A 19,128-nucleotide genomic window follows, 5' to 3' on the forward strand; every position below is an offset into this window, starting at 1 on the left:
TGTCCATACTTCCTTTAATTAGAAAAAAGAATTATTGTACATTTCTTCAATATTACAGTAAGATAACAATTGAACCACTTTTCTAAGGGGAGGGTTAATATGAGACAAGATGTAGTACCTTCTCTACAGAAGGCTCGGGGAACGACATTATCAGACACACAAAAAACACTTAGTATCTTTACGGACATAAAATCCTTGTTAAAAGGACCAGTTTTGGTTGCAAATGTATTGCCAGTATTTACAGCATTTTGGTTAGCACTCTATTTTACAGGTGCTTCTTTCAGTGACCACTGGGGGCTGTTTTTCCTCACAATGATTGGGAGTACGCTGGTCATGGGCGGTGCACTTGTTATAAATAATTGGTACGACGTTGATATTGATACGGTCATGGATCGTACGAAAAACCGTCCAACCGTAACAGGAAATTTTTCACTTAAAACTGTTTTAACGCTCGGGATTGTTCTTTCGATTTTAGGATTTATCCTGTTGCTGTTTACCACGTTAGAAGCTACCATTTATGCGTTTGTGGGATGGTTCACTTATGTGGTTTTATATACGATGTGGTCAAAACGTCGATATGCCTTCAACACCATCATAGGAAGTGTTTCAGGTGCGGTAACGCCATTAATCGGCTGGGCCGTGATTGAACCTGTTGCTCATACAGTACCAATTGTATTGTTTTTAATTCTTTTCATTTTTCAAATGCCGCACACTTTTGCGATTGCAATCAGAAAGTACGATGAATATAAGGCTGCAAACGTAGCGATGCTCCCGGTGGTACGTGGGATTAAAGTGACAAAGGTACAAATGGTTCTGTATATTGCTTGTTTACTACCATTTCCATTTTTCCTATCATCGCTTGGAACAGCATTTATCGTGATCGCCACGTTGCTTAATGTTGGGTGGCTAGTGGTTAGCATGAGCGGATTTTTTATAAAAGACGATAAAAAATGGGCGTATGTGAATTTTCTATACTCCGTTAATTATATATCTCTATTGTTTTTATTGATGGTTATCGTGACACTTCCGTTATAGAAGGCTAGGCGAATCTCTCTCTGTAAGAAAGAGACTGCCTAGCTTTTTTATGTAGTCTAAAAGAAGCAGGGGTGTTTACAGAAGAAATGATGATGTGCATAATAATATAGGGACTTCATAGGGTCAAAGTAGTTGCGCAAAGATTTATTAGGGGAATTTTCACCTATCACAGGTATGACTTCTGCAATTGATTCTATGAAAATGGTACAGGTAAATAAATAGCTTTAAAGGAATGATCTTAATGACAACAAGTACGAAAGACACAGAAAAAGCACTTACGAAAACTCTTCAAGCCTTACACAAGATGAATAACGACCTAGCGGAAAGAGAAGCGGCAAAAAGATGGAAAGCAATTGATGTTCCAATGTCGCTTAAGGAAAGTCTTAATCGCCTACCTAAATCTGATCTTGATTCAATCCGAAAGAAGTTGGAAATTAAAAATGCAAGTACGCTTAAAAAAGCAGACTTGATTGAGGTCCTTCAGGAGAATATTCCAGCACATCTTGAGAGGATTTGTAAAGATCTAGATAAAGAGCGCTATAATCTATTAACAAAGGTCGCTGAAAATGGTGGGTCTATTCCTGCTCCTAGCTTAGAACCAGCGCAATTCAACTATTTTGAGACATACGGAATTCTGTTCACTGGGACTTTCAAAGATCAAAAAGTAGTGGTAATGCCACAAGAAATTGTCGAGGCCCTGCTTGCTTTAGATGGAAGTGAAATCCAATCGGTTATTAAAAGAAATACTGAGTGGATTAAACTCACGAATGGGGCTCTATACTACTATGGTTCATTAAGGCTAGCCCAATTAAGTGATGTATTAGAAACGCACTATAATGACCAAATCCGTCTTGCCGAATACCTAGATGTTATCGAGCAGGCTGTTACGTATTACAAAGAAATTCGATTAGAGAAAGGTGTTTTCTCCAATGCTAGAGTCTTTGACGCGGAAAGAGTCCTTCGTGAACACAAGACGAGAATTGAGTTAGGGTATTATCCTTTTACAAAAGCACAATTATTGGCTGCAGGGGAACCAGACTTTGTCGACCGCAACGCAAGTTATCGTAAATTTGTTCAATTCCTACTGGATCATTTTAAAATGACGGAGGTAGAAGCGGACATGATTGTGGAAGAATGTGTTTACGCCAAACGAATTGGCGAACAACCGAAGGATATTCTCCAATATCTCCAAAGTAGAGTCGAGATTGAAAACATTGAAACATTACGGGGAATTATGGACCGAATCATCGACCTCATGAACAACACGAGAGATTGGTTCTTAAAAGGGTACACTCCTTCAGAGTTACAACCGGAAAATAACAAGAGCATTCAGTCCTTGCAGAGTCAAGATAAGAAAATAGTAGATTTTCACGAAAAGAAAAAGCAAAAGATTGGTAGAAATGACCCTTGCCCATGTGGGAGCAACAAGAAGTATAAGAAATGTTGCGGGAAATAGAATTTTAGTATATAAAGTACAACCTGTTGGCATTGCCGACAGGTTGTTTTATTTATATAAGTTTTCACAGTCTCGTTTTGTAGAACCAACCCTATAGGTGATCTAGACAAGGCTTTTTGCAAATCCAATACTTTTCTCAACATAACCCATGTTTTTATAAAATCTATGTGCTCTCTCTCTTTCTGGTCGACTCCCACTATTTAATCCAATTCCAGTAGCTCCAATGCTTCTAGCCCAACTTTCTGCATCCTCTAAAAGTTTTTTCCCTATTCCCATACTTCGATAATTGGAATCGACAACAAAGGATACAATACGAATGTAGAAGCCATCCATCTCATAATAATATCCCTTTATCATCCCTATCAACCCAACTACCTTATTATCATAAGTAGCTAATAAGGTGTGATAATCAGGACTTGATTCAATATTCCTAAAGCGTGTTTTCAAGCTATCAAGTGTAGTAGGATAACCAAGTTGTTCAATTAGTGAAGTTATTTTTTCAATATCATTCATTGTCGCTTTTCTGATTTCCATTTTCAAATCCTCCTGAATTTTATTCTTTTTGTTTCGGTACTTATTTCTTTTTCTCCTTTTTTTCCTAAACTGACACGATTGTTAAGTACGGAATTCATAGTAAAGTTTGAAAGGCAAACAAGAATTTGAAAAACTTTTTACCAACATTCTATAAAAAGCCGTTATAATATTTTTATTTATTAATGGAGGGCTAGGTGTAATGATAGAAATGACGACAAATAGAATAGAAGGGTTACTCGATATCAATTGGGAACAGGTAATCGACTATGGGATTTCGCTCCTTATTACCATACTGGTTACCTACCTTATCTTATACGTGGTTCGATTATTAATCGCCCAATTTTTTAGAAGAACGAATTTTATAAGTGAGAAAAAAGAACAAACGATTGAGTCTGTTGTCAAAAATACCTCCCATTATTTAGCGTTTTTTATTATTGTGTTAGCGGCGCTACGGCCATTTGTCGATATCAAAGATATCTTGGTTGCTGGCGGAGTCATTGGGATTGTTGTTGGGCTAGGTGCGCAAAAAATTATGACCGATATCCTTGCTGGTTTTTTCATGATTTTCGAAGAGCAATTTCAAAGAGGAGACTTTGTTCATATCAATGGGGAACTAGAAGGTGGCACGATTGAGGACCTGGGTTTTCGTGTCGTGAAAGTGCGCTTGCTTAATGGAAAACTCATGACGGTGCCAAACGGGGAGATTCGCAAAGTAGAAAATGGAAACGTTGAAAAAAGGAGAATCTTTGAAAGTGTGATTGTTAGTTTTAAAGAAAATCCCTCAAGAATTGAAAACCTTCTGCAAGAGGTTTGCAATGACCTAAATGAACACCATAAACAATACCTAAAAAAAGACCCAATCACAGGGGAATACGTTGAAGTTTATCAGGTGCATGGGCTATCCTCGCTAGATGTTAGTCCATTAGGCTACCGTTTTTCCATTAAGGCAACTGTTAGTGATGATTATTATTTAGTGGCCGCACAACAAACCAAAAAACGATTGGCACAGAAAATCTATGATGAAAAAATCTTGATGCCAACACAGCAAGTGGTGTTGCAGCAAACGGAGAGGGAGTATGAGCAGTAGGGTTTAGCACTAGGATCGAACCTCTGGGCTGTGTTCCCTTATTTTTAAGAAAAAGGCCTATAAAATCCTTCTAAACCACTCATCTTTATGAGATAATTAAGGTGGATATTATTATCTTTGAAATGTACAAATAAGCTTAAATGATCTTTGGTGGAGTCTGTCGCAATGGGATATTTGTGTCCTTTTGAAACAGACTCCTTATTTTTTAAAAATGAAATAGAGCGATTTCATTTAATAGGAGATAAGAGTTCAATAAGTTCCCAGAATAGTAGTTCAGTTTGTACTATAAATTACTAATGTACATTTCAATATCCATAAAGGTATATGAATCATAATAACATTATGATAGAAGGGACTGATGTTTATTTGGGTGTATTAGTTTCTAAACTAAAAGAAGTATTATCCGCAGTACTCCCAATTACTGGTATTGTTTTGTTATTGCATTTTACGTTAACTCCTCTTGATTCCTCTTTATTGATTCGATTCATCCTTGGAGCTGTCTTAATCATTATCGGATTGGCTATTTTTCTATTTGGGGTTGATATTGGGATTACTCCTATTGGCCAATCAATGGGGAAGAGTCTTGCGAAGTCCAATAAGATTTGGATTGTGGTAATAGCTGGTTTGATCCTTGGTTTTTTTATTTCCATTGCTGAGCCTGATCTGCATATCCTCGCAGGACAGATTGAGTCTGTTACTTCAGGAGATATAACAAAGGTAAGTATTGTAGCAATTGTCTCAATTGGTATTGCTGCGCTTGTTTCCATTGGGCTTGTTCGAATTGTCTACAATATTCCATTGTATAAAATATTGTTGGTGTTGTACCTAATCATCTTCGTTCTTGCTATCTTTACATCACCGGAGTTCTTAGCGATTTCCTTTGACGCTTCTGGAGCAACAACGGGTGCTCTAACCGTCCCATTTATTCTTGCCCTGGCGCTGGGGGTATCCTTGTTAAAAAAGGATAGTAAAGCCTCTGAAAAAGATAGTTTCGGTCTGGTAGCCATTGCTTCCACGGGTGCCATTATTTCCGTTATGATTATGAACATTATTTCGAAATCTGATAAAATAACTGGAAGTTTGGAACATCACGATGTGGATTCCGTATCCATTATTGGTCCGTTTTTACAAAAAATTCCGATACTTGCTGGAGAAGTAGCCATGGCCCTTCTTCCTATCATCATCATTTTCTTTGTATTTCAGAAAATTTCCATTAAAATGTCTAAAAAGGCAGTTCGAAAAATCTTAATGGGGATCCTCTTTACCTTTATAGGTCTTGTTCTATTCTTAGTGGGGGTCAATGCTGGATTCATGGATGTGGGGACCACTGTTGGACATAATATTGCCATTTTAGATAATAAGGCATATGTTGTTATTGTGGCCTTCGTGTTAGGGTTTGTAACCATATTGGCTGAGCCTGCCGTTCACGTTTTAACCAACCAGATTGAAGATGTGACGAGCGGGTATGTAAAAAGGAAAGTAGTCATGACGACCCTTTCAATCGGAGTGGGGCTTGCCGTCGCTTTATCGATGTTACGAATTCTAATCCCTGAACTTCAACTTTGGCATTATCTTTTACCAGGGTATATGATTGCATTAGCAATGACCTTTATCGTTCCGAAGTTATTTGTTGGGATTGCTTTTGATTCCGGAGGTGTTGCTTCCGGACCAATGACCGCTACTTTTATATTAGCATTTGTTCAAGGTGCAGCCGAAGGGATTGAAGGGGCAAATGTTTTAATAGATGGTTTTGGCATGATTGCAATGGTAGCATTGACACCATTAATTGCTTTACAGGTTTTAGGTTTAGTCTTTAAACTGAAATCGAAAAGAGGAGGATTTGAACGGGATGTCGAGTAATTCTGAAATCGCCGACTTCGAACTAGTTTGTATTATTGTCAACTTTGGATTAGGAAGTAAAGTAATGCAAACAGCTAAGAAACTTGGTATTTCAGGAGGTACTGTGTTATTAGGAAAAGGCACAATAAAAAACCGCCTCTTGGAATTTTTAGCTTTAACCAATGTGAAAAAAGAAATTGTCTTAATGGTTTCAAATAAAAATACAGCCACAAAAGCTCTTGAGGAGCTGAATAAGAAATTTAAATTTGCAAAACCAAGTCATGGCATCGCCTTTACGATTCCGGTTTCTCAAGTATTAGGAGCCAGGAGTTGTCAAAGTGATGAGATAAAGGAAGGACGAGGTGCAGAAACGATCATGTATCATGCGATTACTATCATTGTAGAAAAAGGCAATGCAGAGGATGTTATTGAAGCAGCAACCGAAGCAGGCTCAAAGGGTGGTACAATTATTAATGCAAGAGGTTCAGGTATTCATGAGACTAGCAAGGTATTTTCAATGGATATTGAACCGGAAAAAGAGATTGTCATGATTTTGTCCGAAAAGAATAGCACCGATGCAATCGTAGCTTCAATTAGGAAGAAACTTAAAATAGATGAGCCAGGGAATGGAATCATCTTTATTCAAGATGTTAACAATACGTATGGTTTATATGAGTAATATCCTTCTTTGGAATCTTTACATTTGAATACTTCATGCGACATCCTGTTGATCACCATCTAGCTTTTATGAAGGGGAAAATAGGAGGGCAATTCAAAACATGAGTATCAATCTTGTCGTTGCAGTCATAACCTATTTCATGATTTTAGTTACAGCCTATATCATTGTTATTTTTACTAACTATAAGGAAGAAACAAGTGAGGAAATAATCGTTCGTGCTTATAATCATGCATTTGTTATTCTTGCTTTTGGATTGTTTGTTGTATATACACTTATTATTCTGCCGCATATCACCCTAGACGATCAATTTACATCCTACTTAATTTTAATGAGTAAGTTTATTTCTATCCTTACACTCGGAGGTAGTCTGTTTCTATTAACAAGAAAAAAGTATACCAACGAATGAAGTTTCGCGTAAATTAAGAGAAAGGCAGCCCTATAAGTATTAAGGGCTGCCTTTCTTTGTTAATGTGCTGAGGCTTTATCGAAGTTGCTTCCACTGACATCGGCAATATTCTCGATTGCTACTAGAGCATGGGGGTCCGTTTCTTCCACGATGGAACGGAGAGTGGCTAATATTGTATACTAAACTGTATATTTATGGTGAATATGATGTTGGTCCGTGAGTATATCGGAAGGGTAGAGGAATAATACTAGATTTTGGAATTGGAGTTTTTGAAGTAAAGTGATTGGATTAATAGTGTAAATCATTATAGCCAACCTCTTTTTAATCTGTTAGAAAGGAATATGTGGATGCAACCTTTTACGAAAAGAGTCGTTACCATCATACAGAATATCCCTGAAGGTCGAGTTATGACATATGGGCAGATTGCTAGCGTGGCCGGTAGTCCGCGCGCAGCCCGTCAAGTGGTGCGTGTGCTACACTCGATGAGTAAGAAACACCAACTCCCATGGCACCGCGTTGTGAATAGCAAGGGGAAAATTGCCTTGCAGGATGACGCTTCTTATCATGAACAGCTGTTATCTCTTGAAAGTGAAGGGATTGAGGTTGGTTTGAATGGAGTGATTGATTTGGCAAGATATCAATATCACCCTGACTAATGCTAGTTTAGATAGAAAAGTACTAAGGTGAACAGTTAACAAACTCGGTGAAATAAAAATAGTGAAGAAAATAAAAGAAGCATGGTTTTTGATTGATAACCATACTTTTGCTATTAAACTAAAGTTCCTATTTATCTTCACGTAATAAATAGTTGTTACCGTCTTGGTCTTTAAATGTGAACATGGAGCCATAAGGCATTTTTTGCAGTTCATCTACAACTACTCCGTTTTCTTTCATTTTTCCGTAAGCAGAATCGATATTACTTGTGCTGAAGAGAATAGACGGATGGGCAACAGCAGAAGGGCTCTGTTGTTCCATTGCAGACTTAGAGTAAAGAACAAGAGTGGTGAATTCGTCTTCACTTGGACCCACCTCTATCCAAGACATGTTGGGACCCATTGCTTGTTCAAATTTTAAAACAAACCCAACCTTGTTTAACCAGAAGTCTTTAGCTTCCTCTTGATCTTCTACATAAACCGTTACCTTCCCAATTTTGTTTATCATAGTAAGCTCCCTTTTGTTTATATCATCTAATTCTAGGTTATTTTACCAATTAGTCTTGGGAATAACAACGTTGTTCGTTTTATTAAGTCCGTATAAAAACATATCGATTCAAAATAAAAGATAAAAATTTTTGAGAGTTTTTCCTTTTATGATTCGTTATAGGTAGTGAAAAAGCTTTTTCGAAAAAATTGAGGAGATTACTAAATGAAGTGTGACGAGACCAATTTTATTAAACGTTTAAAAAAACAAGATGAAGCTGCACTCGAGTATGTAATAGAGAAATATTCTGCTCTTGTTCATGCAATAGCTTATAAAATCCTATCCAACATTAGTATTGAAGCGATTGATGAGTGCGTCAATGATGTGTTTTTAACCCTTTGGCAAAGCGCTAATCAATTTAAAGGAGAACCTGAAGATTTTAAAAAATGGATTGGAATGATGACAAAATACAAAGCGATTGATGCGTTCCGAAAATTGGAGAAACAGAGGGCACGGGAGCAAAGTGACGAAAGGCTTCATGAACATTCAAACCATGAAGATGTGCAAATGCACTTATTAAAAAAGGAAGATAAGAATACTCTCCTGCTCGCGCTTAATAGTTTAGCAGAAATAGATCGAGATATTTTTATGATGAAATATTCGCTTCAGTTAACCACTGCTGAAATAGCAGAATCCCTCCACCTGTCTGTTTCTGCAGTGGAGAATCGTTTATATCGCGGAAAGAAAAAATTAGCTCAACATTCACAACTAAAGGAGGTATTTCTATGAGTCAGGATTTTAAAGAATGGCTTGATCTCGATATCGATGAGATAGAACCAAGGCCTCTATCAACCGAACAAAAAGCAAAGATAAAAAAACATGTCTTAACCAAAGGGAAGAAGAATAAGCGTTTCAATGTGCGATATCTTGCTGGTGCTGCGCTTCTTGGTATAAGTGTTTTATCCGCTAGTTTCATCACATTCCCAGCCATTGCCGATCAACTACCATTTGTTCAAAGAATTCTAACTTACGTTGAAGAAGATGTGCTACCAAAAAAATATGAAGATTTTGCAACGGTAGTGAACCAAGTGCAATCGAGTAATGGGATTAATGTGATGATTGAAAATGCGGTGTATGATGGCACAAATATCATCTTAACCTACGCAATCCAAACAGATAAAGAGCTTGGAAATCATCCTCGACCAGAAGGATTCATAAACGTAGAACCAACAAGCGGGAGTGGAGGTACAGGATCCATTGAAAAAATGAATGACACCACTTATGTGGGGGTTGAGAAGGTGACACCTCTTTTTAAGGGTGAAGGTCCAGAAGAGGTACTCGTTCAATGGGAGCCTACCTCATTTCAAGATTTTCAAACGAACACAGAAGTGAAAGGCAATTGGAAATTCGAATTTACACTGTCCCAATTGCCAACAAATGTTCAGCTACTAGATCAAACCTCTTCTCAAGATGGGCTAACGGTAGTAATGAAATCTCTGGAAAAATCGGAAATGGCTGCCGTTTTACGGTACAATTTTTATGTGGAAGAATCGGTCTTACAGAATTGGCCATTTGTTACGGTTGAAATGAGTGGAGGGAAAGATAACCTCGGCAATGTTTATGAACTGAATGGGAATGGCGGGGTTAGTCAAAACGAAGGGGCTTCAAATGAATGGCGGACCACCATCTACTCGATAGATCCTAATGCTAAGTCATTAACGTTTACCCCTCAAATCTACTATTCAAAAGGATCAGGAGAATTAGTGAAAGTAGAAGATATGAAACCAGTAACCATTCAGTTGGATTAGTCAAGCTATAAGAGAAGACCCCTTGGAAATGCTCAGGGGACTTTCTCTTTTTTTTCTTTCTTCACCTGTCCTTTAAACAAGCTGGTTGGCACCCACATTATTAAAAATAATCCAATTTAACCTTGTTAATTATCAGTGGATTAAAATAAAATAGTGGATAGCTGGAAAATTTTTGCGTTTTTTTTATGTTACGACTTGATTGGGGGGAAAGCAGTGAACAAAACAAATAAAGTAATGGCGGGGATTTCTTCAACAGCACTAATGCTTGGTTTAGCCGGCTGCGGTTCTTCATCAGATCCATACGCTGCGGTAGACATACCACCTGCGCCAGAAGACCAAGAATGCACCGATTGGGAATGGGATTTGGATGATGGCGTATGGGAATGTGAAGATTCAAATTCAGGATACTACGGTCACTATTATCATGGTGGAAAATATTATTCTAGCAAGTCCCTTCTTACTAAAAGTAAGAGCTATTCCAGCTATAAAAATAGTTCAACCTTCAAGGGCATAAGTTCAACAGGGTCCTCCGGAAGTTCAAGTAAGATGAGCTCTGGATTCGGAAGTGGCTCAAAAAGTTTCGGAGGTTAATAAAACGAAAGAGGGGATTAGTTGTGAACTTATATGTAAATTTTGCTTCCTATTTAGGATTAGCGGTACTTTTATTATTAGTGGGAACTGTGTTATTCGAAATCACAACAACAAAGGTGAAAGAGTTTAAGTTAATTTCGCAAAAAAACCAAACAGCAGCATTGTCACTGGGAGGAAAGATTGTTGGACTTGCGCTTGTCCTCGGGGCTGCAGCAGAATATTCAATTTCTCTTGTAGATATGGCAATCTGGGGTGTAATTGGAATCATCTCGCAAATTATTGTCTTTGTCCTTGCGGAGCTTCTGACGATTCGGTTTAGTATCTCCAAAGCGATTGAGGAAGATAACAGAGCTGTAGGAATCATGTTGTTTACTTTATCATTATCGGTCGGTTGGATTGTTGCTAAATGTTTGTCCTATTGATCCATGCTCCTGTTACCTTTCATAAATGAGGTGGAAAATGAAAAAACTTACTTATTTTATTCATGATGGAAAGGGTGGCCACGAGCCATTCTATGAATATATCACTCCTGAAGTAGGTGTAGATGAGCTATACGCCAGGCAACTTTGTACGTATTTTATAATGAGGGGCAGACAGTACCAGTTAATCTCCAATGAGATGATAGAAGATGAAGATATTATTGTTCTTGAGGACGCTGGCAGAAATGTTTCGGTTCTCGATGAGGAAAATTATCGGGGGAAAGGGCTTCATATCGAGTTTCGGAGATTTAGAGAAGAGGAAAACTATAAAAAGCTCGCGGTGCTTCCTCGTGATACCCATTTTGATATCATTCGCTACCTTCTCAAAGATATTGTGGATGTTCCTGGATTCGGACAAATGGAGATGACCTCAACCGAAATTGACGAAGACCGTAATGTTTATGTGATTTATGTAAAAAACATTGGAGAGATGTAACATGACTTCCTTGCCATATCATCAAAAAAGACAGCAATTTTACAGTAAAATAAAGAACTTTTGGCCAGATCTGTATGGGGAAGAGTACGCACTATATGACATCGCATGTATGAGGCGAAGTGAGGTTGATCAGATTCGTTTGGCAAGTGATCGAATCGGGAGGGTCTTTTTTAAGGTAGCGTCGCTGTTAAGAGAAGTTCCGGAAGAGACTCTGAAGGAAATGGGTTTTCCTTCAGAGTCTCTTTCATTCTTAAAACTAAAGACTCTCCCCTTTGAAAGTATCATTGCCCGACTTGACTTAATTCGAACAGAAAGTGGCTTTAAATGTATTGAAATCAACTCCGATACTCCGACATTTATCAAAGAGTTATTTGATATAAATGGTCAGGTTTGCAACGAATTTCAAATCGAGGACCCGAATGCTGGTATGGCTGAGAGACTTGCGTACGCTGTTAGACTTAGCATTAACGAATATGCGAAGCAAAGTGAAAAGCCAAAACCCTATATTGTGTTTACCGCACATGAAGACAGCGAGGAAGACCGCGAAACGGTCCGTTACCTTCAAGAGTTAGCTGGTCTACCATCGAGATTTGTTCCACTTCACCAATTGGAAATTGCAAAAGGAGAGGGACTTTATGATGAGGTTGGAAGGAAAATTGATATTCTCTATCGGCAAACCTTTCCAATAGAAAACTTAATTATGGACGAAGATGAGGAAGGGAATAAAATTGGTTTATGGTTGCTGGAGCTAGTTGAAATGGGCAAGTTGATGATTTTAAATCCACCTTCCGCGTTTTTGCTTCAAAATAAAGCAGTTCAAGCCATCATTTGGGGGTTGCATGAAGAAAAGCACCCTTTCTTTACAGATGAAGAACACGCCTGGATTGGGGAATACTTTTTACCTACCTTTTTTGAACCTGACTATTTTCTCCGTTCGAACATAGCTTTTGTAAAGAAACCATCCTTTGGCCGCGAGGGTGATACAGTTGAAATATTTAGTGGGGCAGGAGAACTTAGATTACAAGACTCGCAAAAAAGCTATACAGACTATGTGCCAGTTTACCAGAAATATGTGGAGCTTCCTTCTATCACTTTTATGAGTTCAAAAGGAAAGCAAACTGGTAACCTCCTGATTGGGAGCTTTTTACTGAATGGCCATGCTGCTGCAATTGGGTTTAGAGTAGGGGAAAGAATAACGAACAATCTTTCTTATTATTTGCCTGTGGGGATACAGGAAGAGTAGGGAGGAGGACAGAAAAAGGACGAATGGGAATCTTACAGAGAATACTTTCAAAGTTAATAAAAATAAAAATTTGGCATGCTCTTGTTATTGCCGTTATGATGATTCTTTCGAGTAGTCTTTTGATGAGGGAGATTGAACCTGAAACCTTCCCACGTTATATTGATTCCCTGTGGTGGATAATGACGACGCTTGTGACAGTAGGATATGGAGATGTCTACCCAGTTACAGATTTTGGGAGAATATTTACAATGCTACTCATTTACACCTTTGGTATTGGTGCCATGGGGATCATAGTTGGGAAGTTGTTTGAAAGTTTTACCTTATATCGCAGGCTTAAGGAGGAAGGGAAATTGAATTACGGAGGAAAAGACCATTATATTCTGATTGGCTCCTCGAAAGATAAATTGGAAAATGTCCTAGAGGAAATACTTCATAGTGGTCAAAAATGTGATGTAGTTATTGTCGACAATGCTGGTCGTTCCCCGCTTGAGCATGACAATGTACACTTTATCAGTGGCAACCCAGCTGATGAGGAAGTACTAATGCGAGCCAATATTCTTGAGGCAAAATCTGTTGCAATCTTTTCAGATGAAGAGAACAACCAATCCGAATATGCAGATGGGAAAACCTTATTAATTGCATCAAGAGTCGAGCATTTATCAAAAAAATTTCAAAAAAGTATCTATACGGTTGTGGAGATAAAGAAGGAAAAACATATGTCTTTATTTGAACACGCAAATGTGGATGAATTTATTCTCTCAGATGATTCTCTATCACGATTAATGGCCCAGGCTGCCATCCATCATGGATCGAGTAAACTTTTCGAACAGCTCCTAAGCAATACCGAAGGGGAAAATTTGTATGAGATTAGAAAACAGCCTCACTGGGTGACTTATAAGGACGCAGCGATGGAACTATTCGAACATGGGGCTATCTTAATTTCGGATGGAAGCAAGATGGACATTGCTCGCCGTCATAATGAAGAAATTTCTATGGAAGCGAAAATGTTCGTAATTTGTGATGAGGGGACATATAGAAAGATTTCTCGGTAAAGGTGTTTGGGACTGGAGCTTGTTTCGAATTGGTTGGCAGGTTAGAGTTCAACTTAAAAATAAAACTAGGGCGGATGTAAAGCAAGAGGTGATTCTTCTTCCTTTTTCACATAATTATTAAGGTGACAATTTTGTTAACATTTATAGTTTGATACCGAAATGATGGCGATTTGTGAATAAGTTAACTTGAAATATAACTTTAAAATTATACAATAAGAGAGTAGAAAATAAGAGTTTCAGGTAGGTGAGTAGAATGAAACGAACAATCTTTGCAGTTGGATTGGCTGCTTCGATGATGTTGGCAGGTTGTGCATCTAACGACGAAAGCAACGAGGCAACACAATCGCAAACAGAAACAAACGAAGTGCAAGACATTAAGAAATTAGTTCATGATTATAGTGTGGGGAATATAGAAGATCAAACAGCTGCTATCAATTCTCATCAGCTCATCGTAACGAAAAGCGATAAGAGCCAGGTGACCTATGATTTACCTGAAGATGAATTTTTTGTTTCAATCGCACCGTATATCGATCAAACTCACCCTTGACAAACTCATAGCTTGACAGGTTGTCAAGGTGAATTAGTTAAAGAAGAGTTTGACGTTTTGATTGAAGATGAAGAAGGAAATGTCATCTTAGACGAGAAAGTAACTTCCCAAGCCAATGGGTTTATTGATTTGTGGCTGCCGCGGGACCAGACTTTACAGGTAAGTATTAGCCAAGAAGGCAAAGCAGCGAAGCAAGAGCTTACTACGTTCAAGGGCGACGATACCTGCGTGACGACTATGCAGTTGCTGTAAGGCAGTTTTATTGTTGGAATTGAATAACGAATAGATGAACGGCTCAGGAGGAATCCTGAGCGTTTTTTTATGCCCAAATGAGGATAAAGAATCATCAAAAGGTAACGGAGGAAAATCCAGCGTGCCCAAATGAGGGTAAAGAATCCTTAAAAGGTAACGGAGGAAAATCCAGCGTGCTCAAATGAGGATGAAGAATCATTAAAAGGTAACGGAGGAAAATTCAGCGTGCCCAAATGAGGATAAAGAATCATTAAAAGGTAACGGAGGGAGCCCCAGCGTGCCCAAATGAGGGTGAAGAATCATTAAAAGGTAACGGAGGAAAATTCAGCGTGCCCAAATGAGGATGAAGAATCATTAAAAGGTAACGGAGGGAGCCCCAGCGTGCCCAAATGAGGGTGAAGAATCATTAAAAGGTAACGGAGGAAAATCCAGCTTGCCCAAATGAGTGTGAAGAATCATCAAAAGGTAACGGAGGAAAATCCAGCTTGCCCAAATGAGGATGAAGAATCATTAAAAGGTAATGGAGGAAGCCCCAGCGTGCCACCATAAGACGTAAAAAAACAGGAGATCTCATTAAAAGAGATTCCCTGTTTTAATTAGATTAATAGATAACTACTGGTTGGTAAGTACTAAGGTTATCGTATACCTGTTTCATCATACCAGGCTGGACATTGACACAACCACCGGAACCTGCATTCACATAGGCATTGCTACTCCAGTTTCCACGCCAACTTGCATCGTGGAATCCTTGACCACTATTTGTAAATGGTGCCCAATAAGAGACATCAACCTCATAATCAGCCTTACCTACTGCACTACCTCTAAGGGTGTATGGTGTTCGTTTATAGAGGATATACCATACACCTGGTGAAGTGCCTTCGCCGGTACTAAGTTTCCCCGTAACAACGTTTGTGGTAAGGACTTGCTTACCGTCCCGATATAGCCAGATTCTTTGATCGGCGATGGATATTTCTGCATACGTATCACCAATGCCGTTATTTGAGAGCGTATCATAGCCATACCCTTCACCACTCCAGCCATTTCCGGAGATATTTGCAGCGGAAACAGTTTCTGTCCCGTTTTCAAAAGCTTCTTTAATAAGGGCAGTTTCTTTTTTGACATCTAGTGCCCAGCCATACCCCTTTCCTTTTACGGATACAACCCGACCTGAATGAGTCTTAAAGTTGAAATCTTTCCCTAAAGTGGACTGAGCATCATTTATCTCAGCAATTTTCCCCTTAATCATATCTGAGTCATCAATTGAAATCTTCATATCCTCTGTTAGCGAGGCGTTTTTAATTAGGTCACTACCCTTTAAAGAATGTACTTTATCTTGGACCTGGTAGTTAACAGTACTGTCAAGAAGCTCTTGTAACTTATTCTTTTGCTCTTGAATGATTTCGCTATCTTCCTTAATAGGAAGTAGATATGCTGTGTTCAGATGAATTTCACTTGTATATCCTTGGTTTTCGTATTCTTCTAAGAGGCCTGCAACATCATATTGCTTCCCATCTTTGCTCTCTGAGACGACAATTTCTCCATTCTTTAGTGACGCCTGCGCATGTACGGGAGCCGTTAAATTTTCATTTAAAGAGGCGAGTTTCTGTTCTAGGTCCTTTTTCAATTCTTCACTGCGATATTGGTCCGGTGTGCTAGGCAGTAAGGTAAAACTTCTTGTCTTGAAAGAAGGGAAAAATGTCCACTGTTCTTTTAACAGTTTCTTTACCTTAGGCAAGTCCTTATCTGTAAAGTTCATTTGTGTGTCTTTACCATCTAAAACTTGTTCATCCCCAACATAGACTTCGTTTTTCAGAGTCGTTTTTTGTAATTTTTCTAGTGTCTTGTCTGCATTAAGGCCACTAACCTTGACACCATTAATCGTAACATCAGCATTAAAATGGGTTGCCTGATAATAGCTCATTCCCGAAACAACAAGTGCGACAACTGCAAAAATGATTGCGTAAAACTTCCAGTTCTTATACCATTTATCTGACTTTTTTTGTGACCGACTCATATCCTCAACTGGTTGATTGACAGTGTTTCCCATATTTTACTCCCACCTATTCGACGTTCTATTACTTTTCTCTTAAAATATGTTTACATTTATTTTACATGATAAAAAAACTTTTACTACTATTTTACTAGATATTTTGGATGGAATTTGTCGATTTGTGTAACCTCATGAAAGTTTTTAAAAATTTTTCGAATTTGACTACGTTATTTATTATTGGAGCCTGATAGTTCAATCATGTCGGTCAGTGAAATTGATTCTAAAAAACTAAAAACATCGAAAAAATAGTGCTAAAATGAAAGAATTAAGAATTTTCTAGATAACAGGAGGGAGTATTATGGAGGTCTTTCGAGCTACGATAAATGATTTAGATGGAATATCTAATTTATTTAATTTGTATCGGATCTTTTACAAGCAAGATTCAGATTTGGAAGGAGCAAAGAGATATATAAAAGAACGAATTGAAAGCAATGAGTCCGTCATCTTTGTTGTGAAGGACAAAGAAACGTATGTGGGATTTACTCAACTATATCCAAGCTTTTCTTCAATCTCGATGAAAAGAGCATGGATATTAAATGATTTATATGTAGCGGCTGAAGCAAGGAAACAAGGAGTAGGAGAAATGCTTTTACAAAAAGCAAAAGATCATGCGCTTGCTACAGGTGCGAACAGTATTAGCCTTAGTACAGCACCTGATAATCTTTCCGCGCAAAGTTTATATGAGAAAAACGGCTATGAACGGGATTCGCAATTTTATCATTATGAACTAAGTTTGAGTGTGTGAATCTACTATAGTATTAGTATTTGAACTTGTAGAGAGAGGCTGACTTTTGTGTTTATAGGGACAGTCTTCTTTTTTGTCTCTTCATGTCTAGTAAGCCAGTTTATTCATCTATATGTGCTCTAAAATATGAAGTAAACGGATATGAAACTTTTACCTTTCTTTTTCCGTAATGATAGAAAAGGAAAAAGATGGGGGAGTACTAGATGTATTCAGAAATAAACGAAAAGCTGGTTGAAATTCAGGGGAAACTACATAAAAAAGAAAAGTATGACTTACAGCTTGAGGATTATAAGCGAGAGTTACAAATAGTTGAACAGGAGCTTGGTGACCTACGCGAAAGGTTAAAATCGGAGGAAAAGGATGTAGTAAAGCTAGAGAGTATGAGTCTCAAGAATTTAGTTGCTATTCTTTCGGGTACAAAAGAGGAAAAACTTTCAAAAGAAAAACAGGAAATGATTGCTGCAAAGCACAAGTTGGAAGAAGCGGTTAAAACGAAAATGGTAATAGATGAAGAGAATTTAAAGCTGCAAAACGCTCTTAAAGCTTTCGAGAAAATCGAGGAAGAGTATCATCAACTTCTCTCACAGAAAGAGACTATCATTAAATCAGGTACTACGCGTTTTGCAGAGAAAGTGTTTGAATTGAGTGGGAAAGAAGGTAGTCTAAAAGCATACTTAGTCGAGGTTGAGGAAGCGATATCAGCTGGAAATTATGCTAAGTCTGCCCTGGAGGATGCGAGAAGTTCACTTGAGAAGGCGGAAGGTTGGGGGACATGGGATATGTTTGGAGGCGGTGCCCTCTCAGGTGTCATGAAACACCAACATATTGATCAGGCTGAAGCCCTCCTACATAAAGCACAAACGAATATACGTCAATTTCAAAAAGAACTATTGGATATCCGAGAACAAGCACACCTCAAAATCGAAATTTCCGATATGTTAAAGTTTGCAGACTTCTTCTTTGATGGGTTTATTGCGGATTTCATGGTTCAGGGGAAAATCCAACAATCACTGGAACAAATTAGACTTCAAACCAATAGAGTAACGGAAATACTATTAAATTTAACTGCACAATTGGAGAAAAAGAGAAGAGAACTCGAGAACATCCAAAAGGAAAAGCAGGAGATTATCTTAAACTTATAATGGTTTGTATAGCATAAGTCTAAAAAAGAAGCCAGACAACTAGTTCTTGTCTGACTTCTACAATCTTCTATTCAAAAATATAACTAAGTACGTCCAATGCCTGGTCAACCGTTTCTACGGTTACATTCGCTTTATTCGAGAGTTCTTTTAATGGATGTATTAATGATTCAGGTCTAATGATAATCGTCGGTTTATTCATAGCAATAGCGGTGCTGGCATCCATCGCTGTATTCCATTGCTTATACTTTTCTCCAAATAAAGCAATCACAATATCTGACTTTTGCATTAATACTTGTGTTCTAAAATTGTTAATGTCTGATGCTACGTCGTCCTTATGTAATTTGCTAGGTTGTTTTCCCTGGATTGCCTCGCCAATATCATCCGAGCGATCATGGTTTGTTTGTGGAGAGACAAAGACCAATGGAAGCTTCTTTTCCTCCGCTTTTAGCCTCACTTCTTCTCTCCAGTTATCATGAATTTGTCCTGCTAAATAAACAGTTAATTGCATCATTAATCCTCCCTTGTTAAAATCGTCCTCTTTCTATATTATCTGATTTGCTAGAGTTTTCAAAGTAAATGGGATGGGACCTTAATAAGCTTTTGTTAT

22 protein-coding genes are annotated in these 19,128 nt (G+C 38.1%); 17 read left to right on the forward strand and 5 right to left on the reverse strand.

Annotated features, from left to right (window positions below):
* Positions 1–99 precede the first annotated feature (99 nt).
* A complete protein-coding gene (gene cyoE, locus H0185_RS13415) occupies positions 100–1,035 on the forward strand; it encodes a heme o synthase (protein WP_221874017.1) in 936 nt (311 codons plus the stop codon).
* Between the two features lie 241 nt (positions 1,036–1,276).
* Positions 1,277–2,491, forward strand: coding sequence for an SEC-C metal-binding domain-containing protein (locus H0185_RS13420; RefSeq protein WP_221874018.1), 1,215 nt, complete (start codon positions 1,277–1,279; stop codon positions 2,489–2,491).
* A 102-nt stretch (positions 2,492–2,593) separates the two neighbouring features.
* Here H0185_RS13420 and H0185_RS13425 read toward each other — a convergent pair whose 3' ends face one another.
* Entirely contained in the window at positions 2,594–3,025 is a 432-nt protein-coding gene (locus H0185_RS13425) for a GNAT family N-acetyltransferase (protein WP_221874019.1), read from the reverse strand.
* A 199-nt stretch (positions 3,026–3,224) separates the two neighbouring features.
* On the opposite strand from H0185_RS13425, the gene H0185_RS13430 reads away from it, so the two are divergent.
* The 4 genes from H0185_RS13430 (at position 3,225) to H0185_RS13445 (ending at position 7,036) form a co-directional block, all read left to right on the forward strand.
* Positions 3,225–4,112, forward strand: coding sequence for a mechanosensitive ion channel family protein (locus tag H0185_RS13430; protein WP_221874020.1), 888 nt, complete (start codon positions 3,225–3,227; stop codon positions 4,110–4,112).
* 366 nt (positions 4,113–4,478) lie between these two features.
* Positions 4,479–5,972 (forward strand): DUF1538 domain-containing protein, encoded by a 1,494-nt coding sequence (locus tag H0185_RS13435; protein WP_221874021.1) that lies wholly within the window; start codon positions 4,479–4,481, stop codon positions 5,970–5,972.
* Entirely contained in the window at positions 5,962–6,630 is a 669-nt protein-coding gene (locus H0185_RS13440; protein WP_221874022.1) for a P-II family nitrogen regulator, read from the forward strand. The genes H0185_RS13435 and H0185_RS13440 overlap by 11 nt, the downstream gene beginning before the upstream one ends.
* Positions 6,631–6,730: 100 nt before the next feature.
* Positions 6,731–7,036, forward strand: a complete 306-nt coding sequence (locus H0185_RS13445) for a hypothetical protein (protein WP_221874023.1) — start codon at positions 6,731–6,733, stop codon at positions 7,034–7,036.
* Between the two features lie 59 nt (positions 7,037–7,095).
* Here H0185_RS13445 and H0185_RS24045 read toward each other — a convergent pair whose 3' ends face one another.
* Positions 7,096–7,209: a DUF2179 domain-containing protein gene (locus H0185_RS24045; protein WP_343223149.1), complete on the reverse strand. Its 114-nt coding sequence runs from the start codon at positions 7,207–7,209 to the stop codon at positions 7,096–7,098.
* A 174-nt stretch (positions 7,210–7,383) separates the two neighbouring features.
* Here H0185_RS24045 and H0185_RS13455 point away from each other — a divergent pair, with 174 nt between their 5' ends.
* A complete protein-coding gene (locus H0185_RS13455; protein WP_221874024.1) occupies positions 7,384–7,692 on the forward strand; it encodes an MGMT family protein in 309 nt (102 codons plus the stop codon).
* Between the two features lie 127 nt (positions 7,693–7,819).
* Here the strand turns inward: H0185_RS13455 and H0185_RS13460 are convergent, their stop codons facing one another.
* The gene (locus H0185_RS13460) at positions 7,820–8,197 is read right to left on the reverse strand and encodes a VOC family protein (RefSeq protein WP_221874025.1); all 378 of its coding nucleotides are present in this window, start codon (positions 8,195–8,197) and stop codon (positions 7,820–7,822) included.
* Positions 8,198–8,401: 204 nt separating this feature from the next.
* Between H0185_RS13460 and H0185_RS13465 the strand changes: the two genes are divergently transcribed.
* From H0185_RS13465 to H0185_RS13500, 8 genes are all read left to right on the forward strand, one after another.
* Complete coding sequence (locus H0185_RS13465) at positions 8,402–8,965, forward strand: sigma-70 family RNA polymerase sigma factor (protein WP_221874026.1); 564 nt, start codon at positions 8,402–8,404, stop codon at positions 8,963–8,965.
* Complete coding sequence (locus H0185_RS13470) at positions 8,962–9,984, forward strand: DUF4179 domain-containing protein (RefSeq protein ID WP_221874027.1); 1,023 nt, start codon at positions 8,962–8,964, stop codon at positions 9,982–9,984. Before H0185_RS13465 ends, H0185_RS13470 begins: the two co-directional genes overlap by 4 nt.
* Positions 9,985–10,197: 213 nt before the next feature.
* Positions 10,198–10,575, forward strand: a complete 378-nt coding sequence (locus H0185_RS13475) for an aminotransferase yhxA (RefSeq protein ID WP_221874028.1) — start codon at positions 10,198–10,200, stop codon at positions 10,573–10,575.
* A 23-nt stretch (positions 10,576–10,598) separates the two neighbouring features.
* Positions 10,599–10,997, forward strand: a complete 399-nt coding sequence (locus tag H0185_RS13480) for a DUF350 domain-containing protein (protein WP_221874029.1) — start codon at positions 10,599–10,601, stop codon at positions 10,995–10,997.
* Positions 10,998–11,034: 37 nt separating this feature from the next.
* Positions 11,035–11,490 (forward strand): RNA helicase, encoded by a 456-nt coding sequence (locus tag H0185_RS13485; protein ID WP_221874030.1) that lies wholly within the window; start codon positions 11,035–11,037, stop codon positions 11,488–11,490.
* 1 nt (position 11,491) lies between these two features.
* Positions 11,492–12,733: a glutathionylspermidine synthase family protein gene (locus H0185_RS13490; protein WP_221874031.1), complete on the forward strand. Its 1,242-nt coding sequence runs from the start codon at positions 11,492–11,494 to the stop codon at positions 12,731–12,733.
* Between the two features lie 23 nt (positions 12,734–12,756).
* Positions 12,757–13,785: a potassium channel family protein gene (locus H0185_RS13495; protein WP_221874032.1), complete on the forward strand. Its 1,029-nt coding sequence runs from the start codon at positions 12,757–12,759 to the stop codon at positions 13,783–13,785.
* Positions 13,786–14,038: 253 nt separating this feature from the next.
* A complete protein-coding gene (locus H0185_RS13500) occupies positions 14,039–14,584 on the forward strand; it encodes a CueP family metal-binding protein (RefSeq protein WP_221874033.1) in 546 nt (181 codons plus the stop codon).
* A 601-nt stretch (positions 14,585–15,185) separates the two neighbouring features.
* Here the strand turns inward: H0185_RS13500 and H0185_RS13505 are convergent.
* On the reverse strand, positions 15,186–16,631 hold the full coding sequence (locus H0185_RS13505) for a L,D-transpeptidase family protein (protein WP_221874034.1): 1,446 nt from the start codon (positions 16,629–16,631) through the stop codon (positions 15,186–15,188).
* Positions 16,632–16,932: 301 nt separating this feature from the next.
* Between H0185_RS13505 and H0185_RS13510 the strand changes: the two genes are divergently transcribed.
* Positions 16,933–17,379 (forward strand): GNAT family N-acetyltransferase, encoded by a 447-nt coding sequence (locus H0185_RS13510; RefSeq protein ID WP_221874035.1) that lies wholly within the window; start codon positions 16,933–16,935, stop codon positions 17,377–17,379.
* Positions 17,380–17,582: 203 nt separating this feature from the next.
* The gene (locus H0185_RS13515; RefSeq protein WP_221874036.1) at positions 17,583–18,521 is read left to right on the forward strand and encodes a hypothetical protein; all 939 of its coding nucleotides are present in this window, start codon (positions 17,583–17,585) and stop codon (positions 18,519–18,521) included.
* Between the two features lie 67 nt (positions 18,522–18,588).
* Here the strand turns inward: H0185_RS13515 and H0185_RS13520 are convergent, their stop codons facing one another.
* Entirely contained in the window at positions 18,589–19,029 is a 441-nt protein-coding gene (locus H0185_RS13520) for a YtoQ family protein (RefSeq protein WP_221874084.1), read from the reverse strand.
* Positions 19,030–19,128: the final 99 nt, after the last annotated feature.

The sequence above is a fragment of the Mesobacillus maritimus genome, assembly GCF_019749255.1.
GTDB lineage: Bacteria > Bacillota > Bacilli > Bacillales > Cytobacillaceae > Mesobacillus_B > Mesobacillus_B maritimus_A.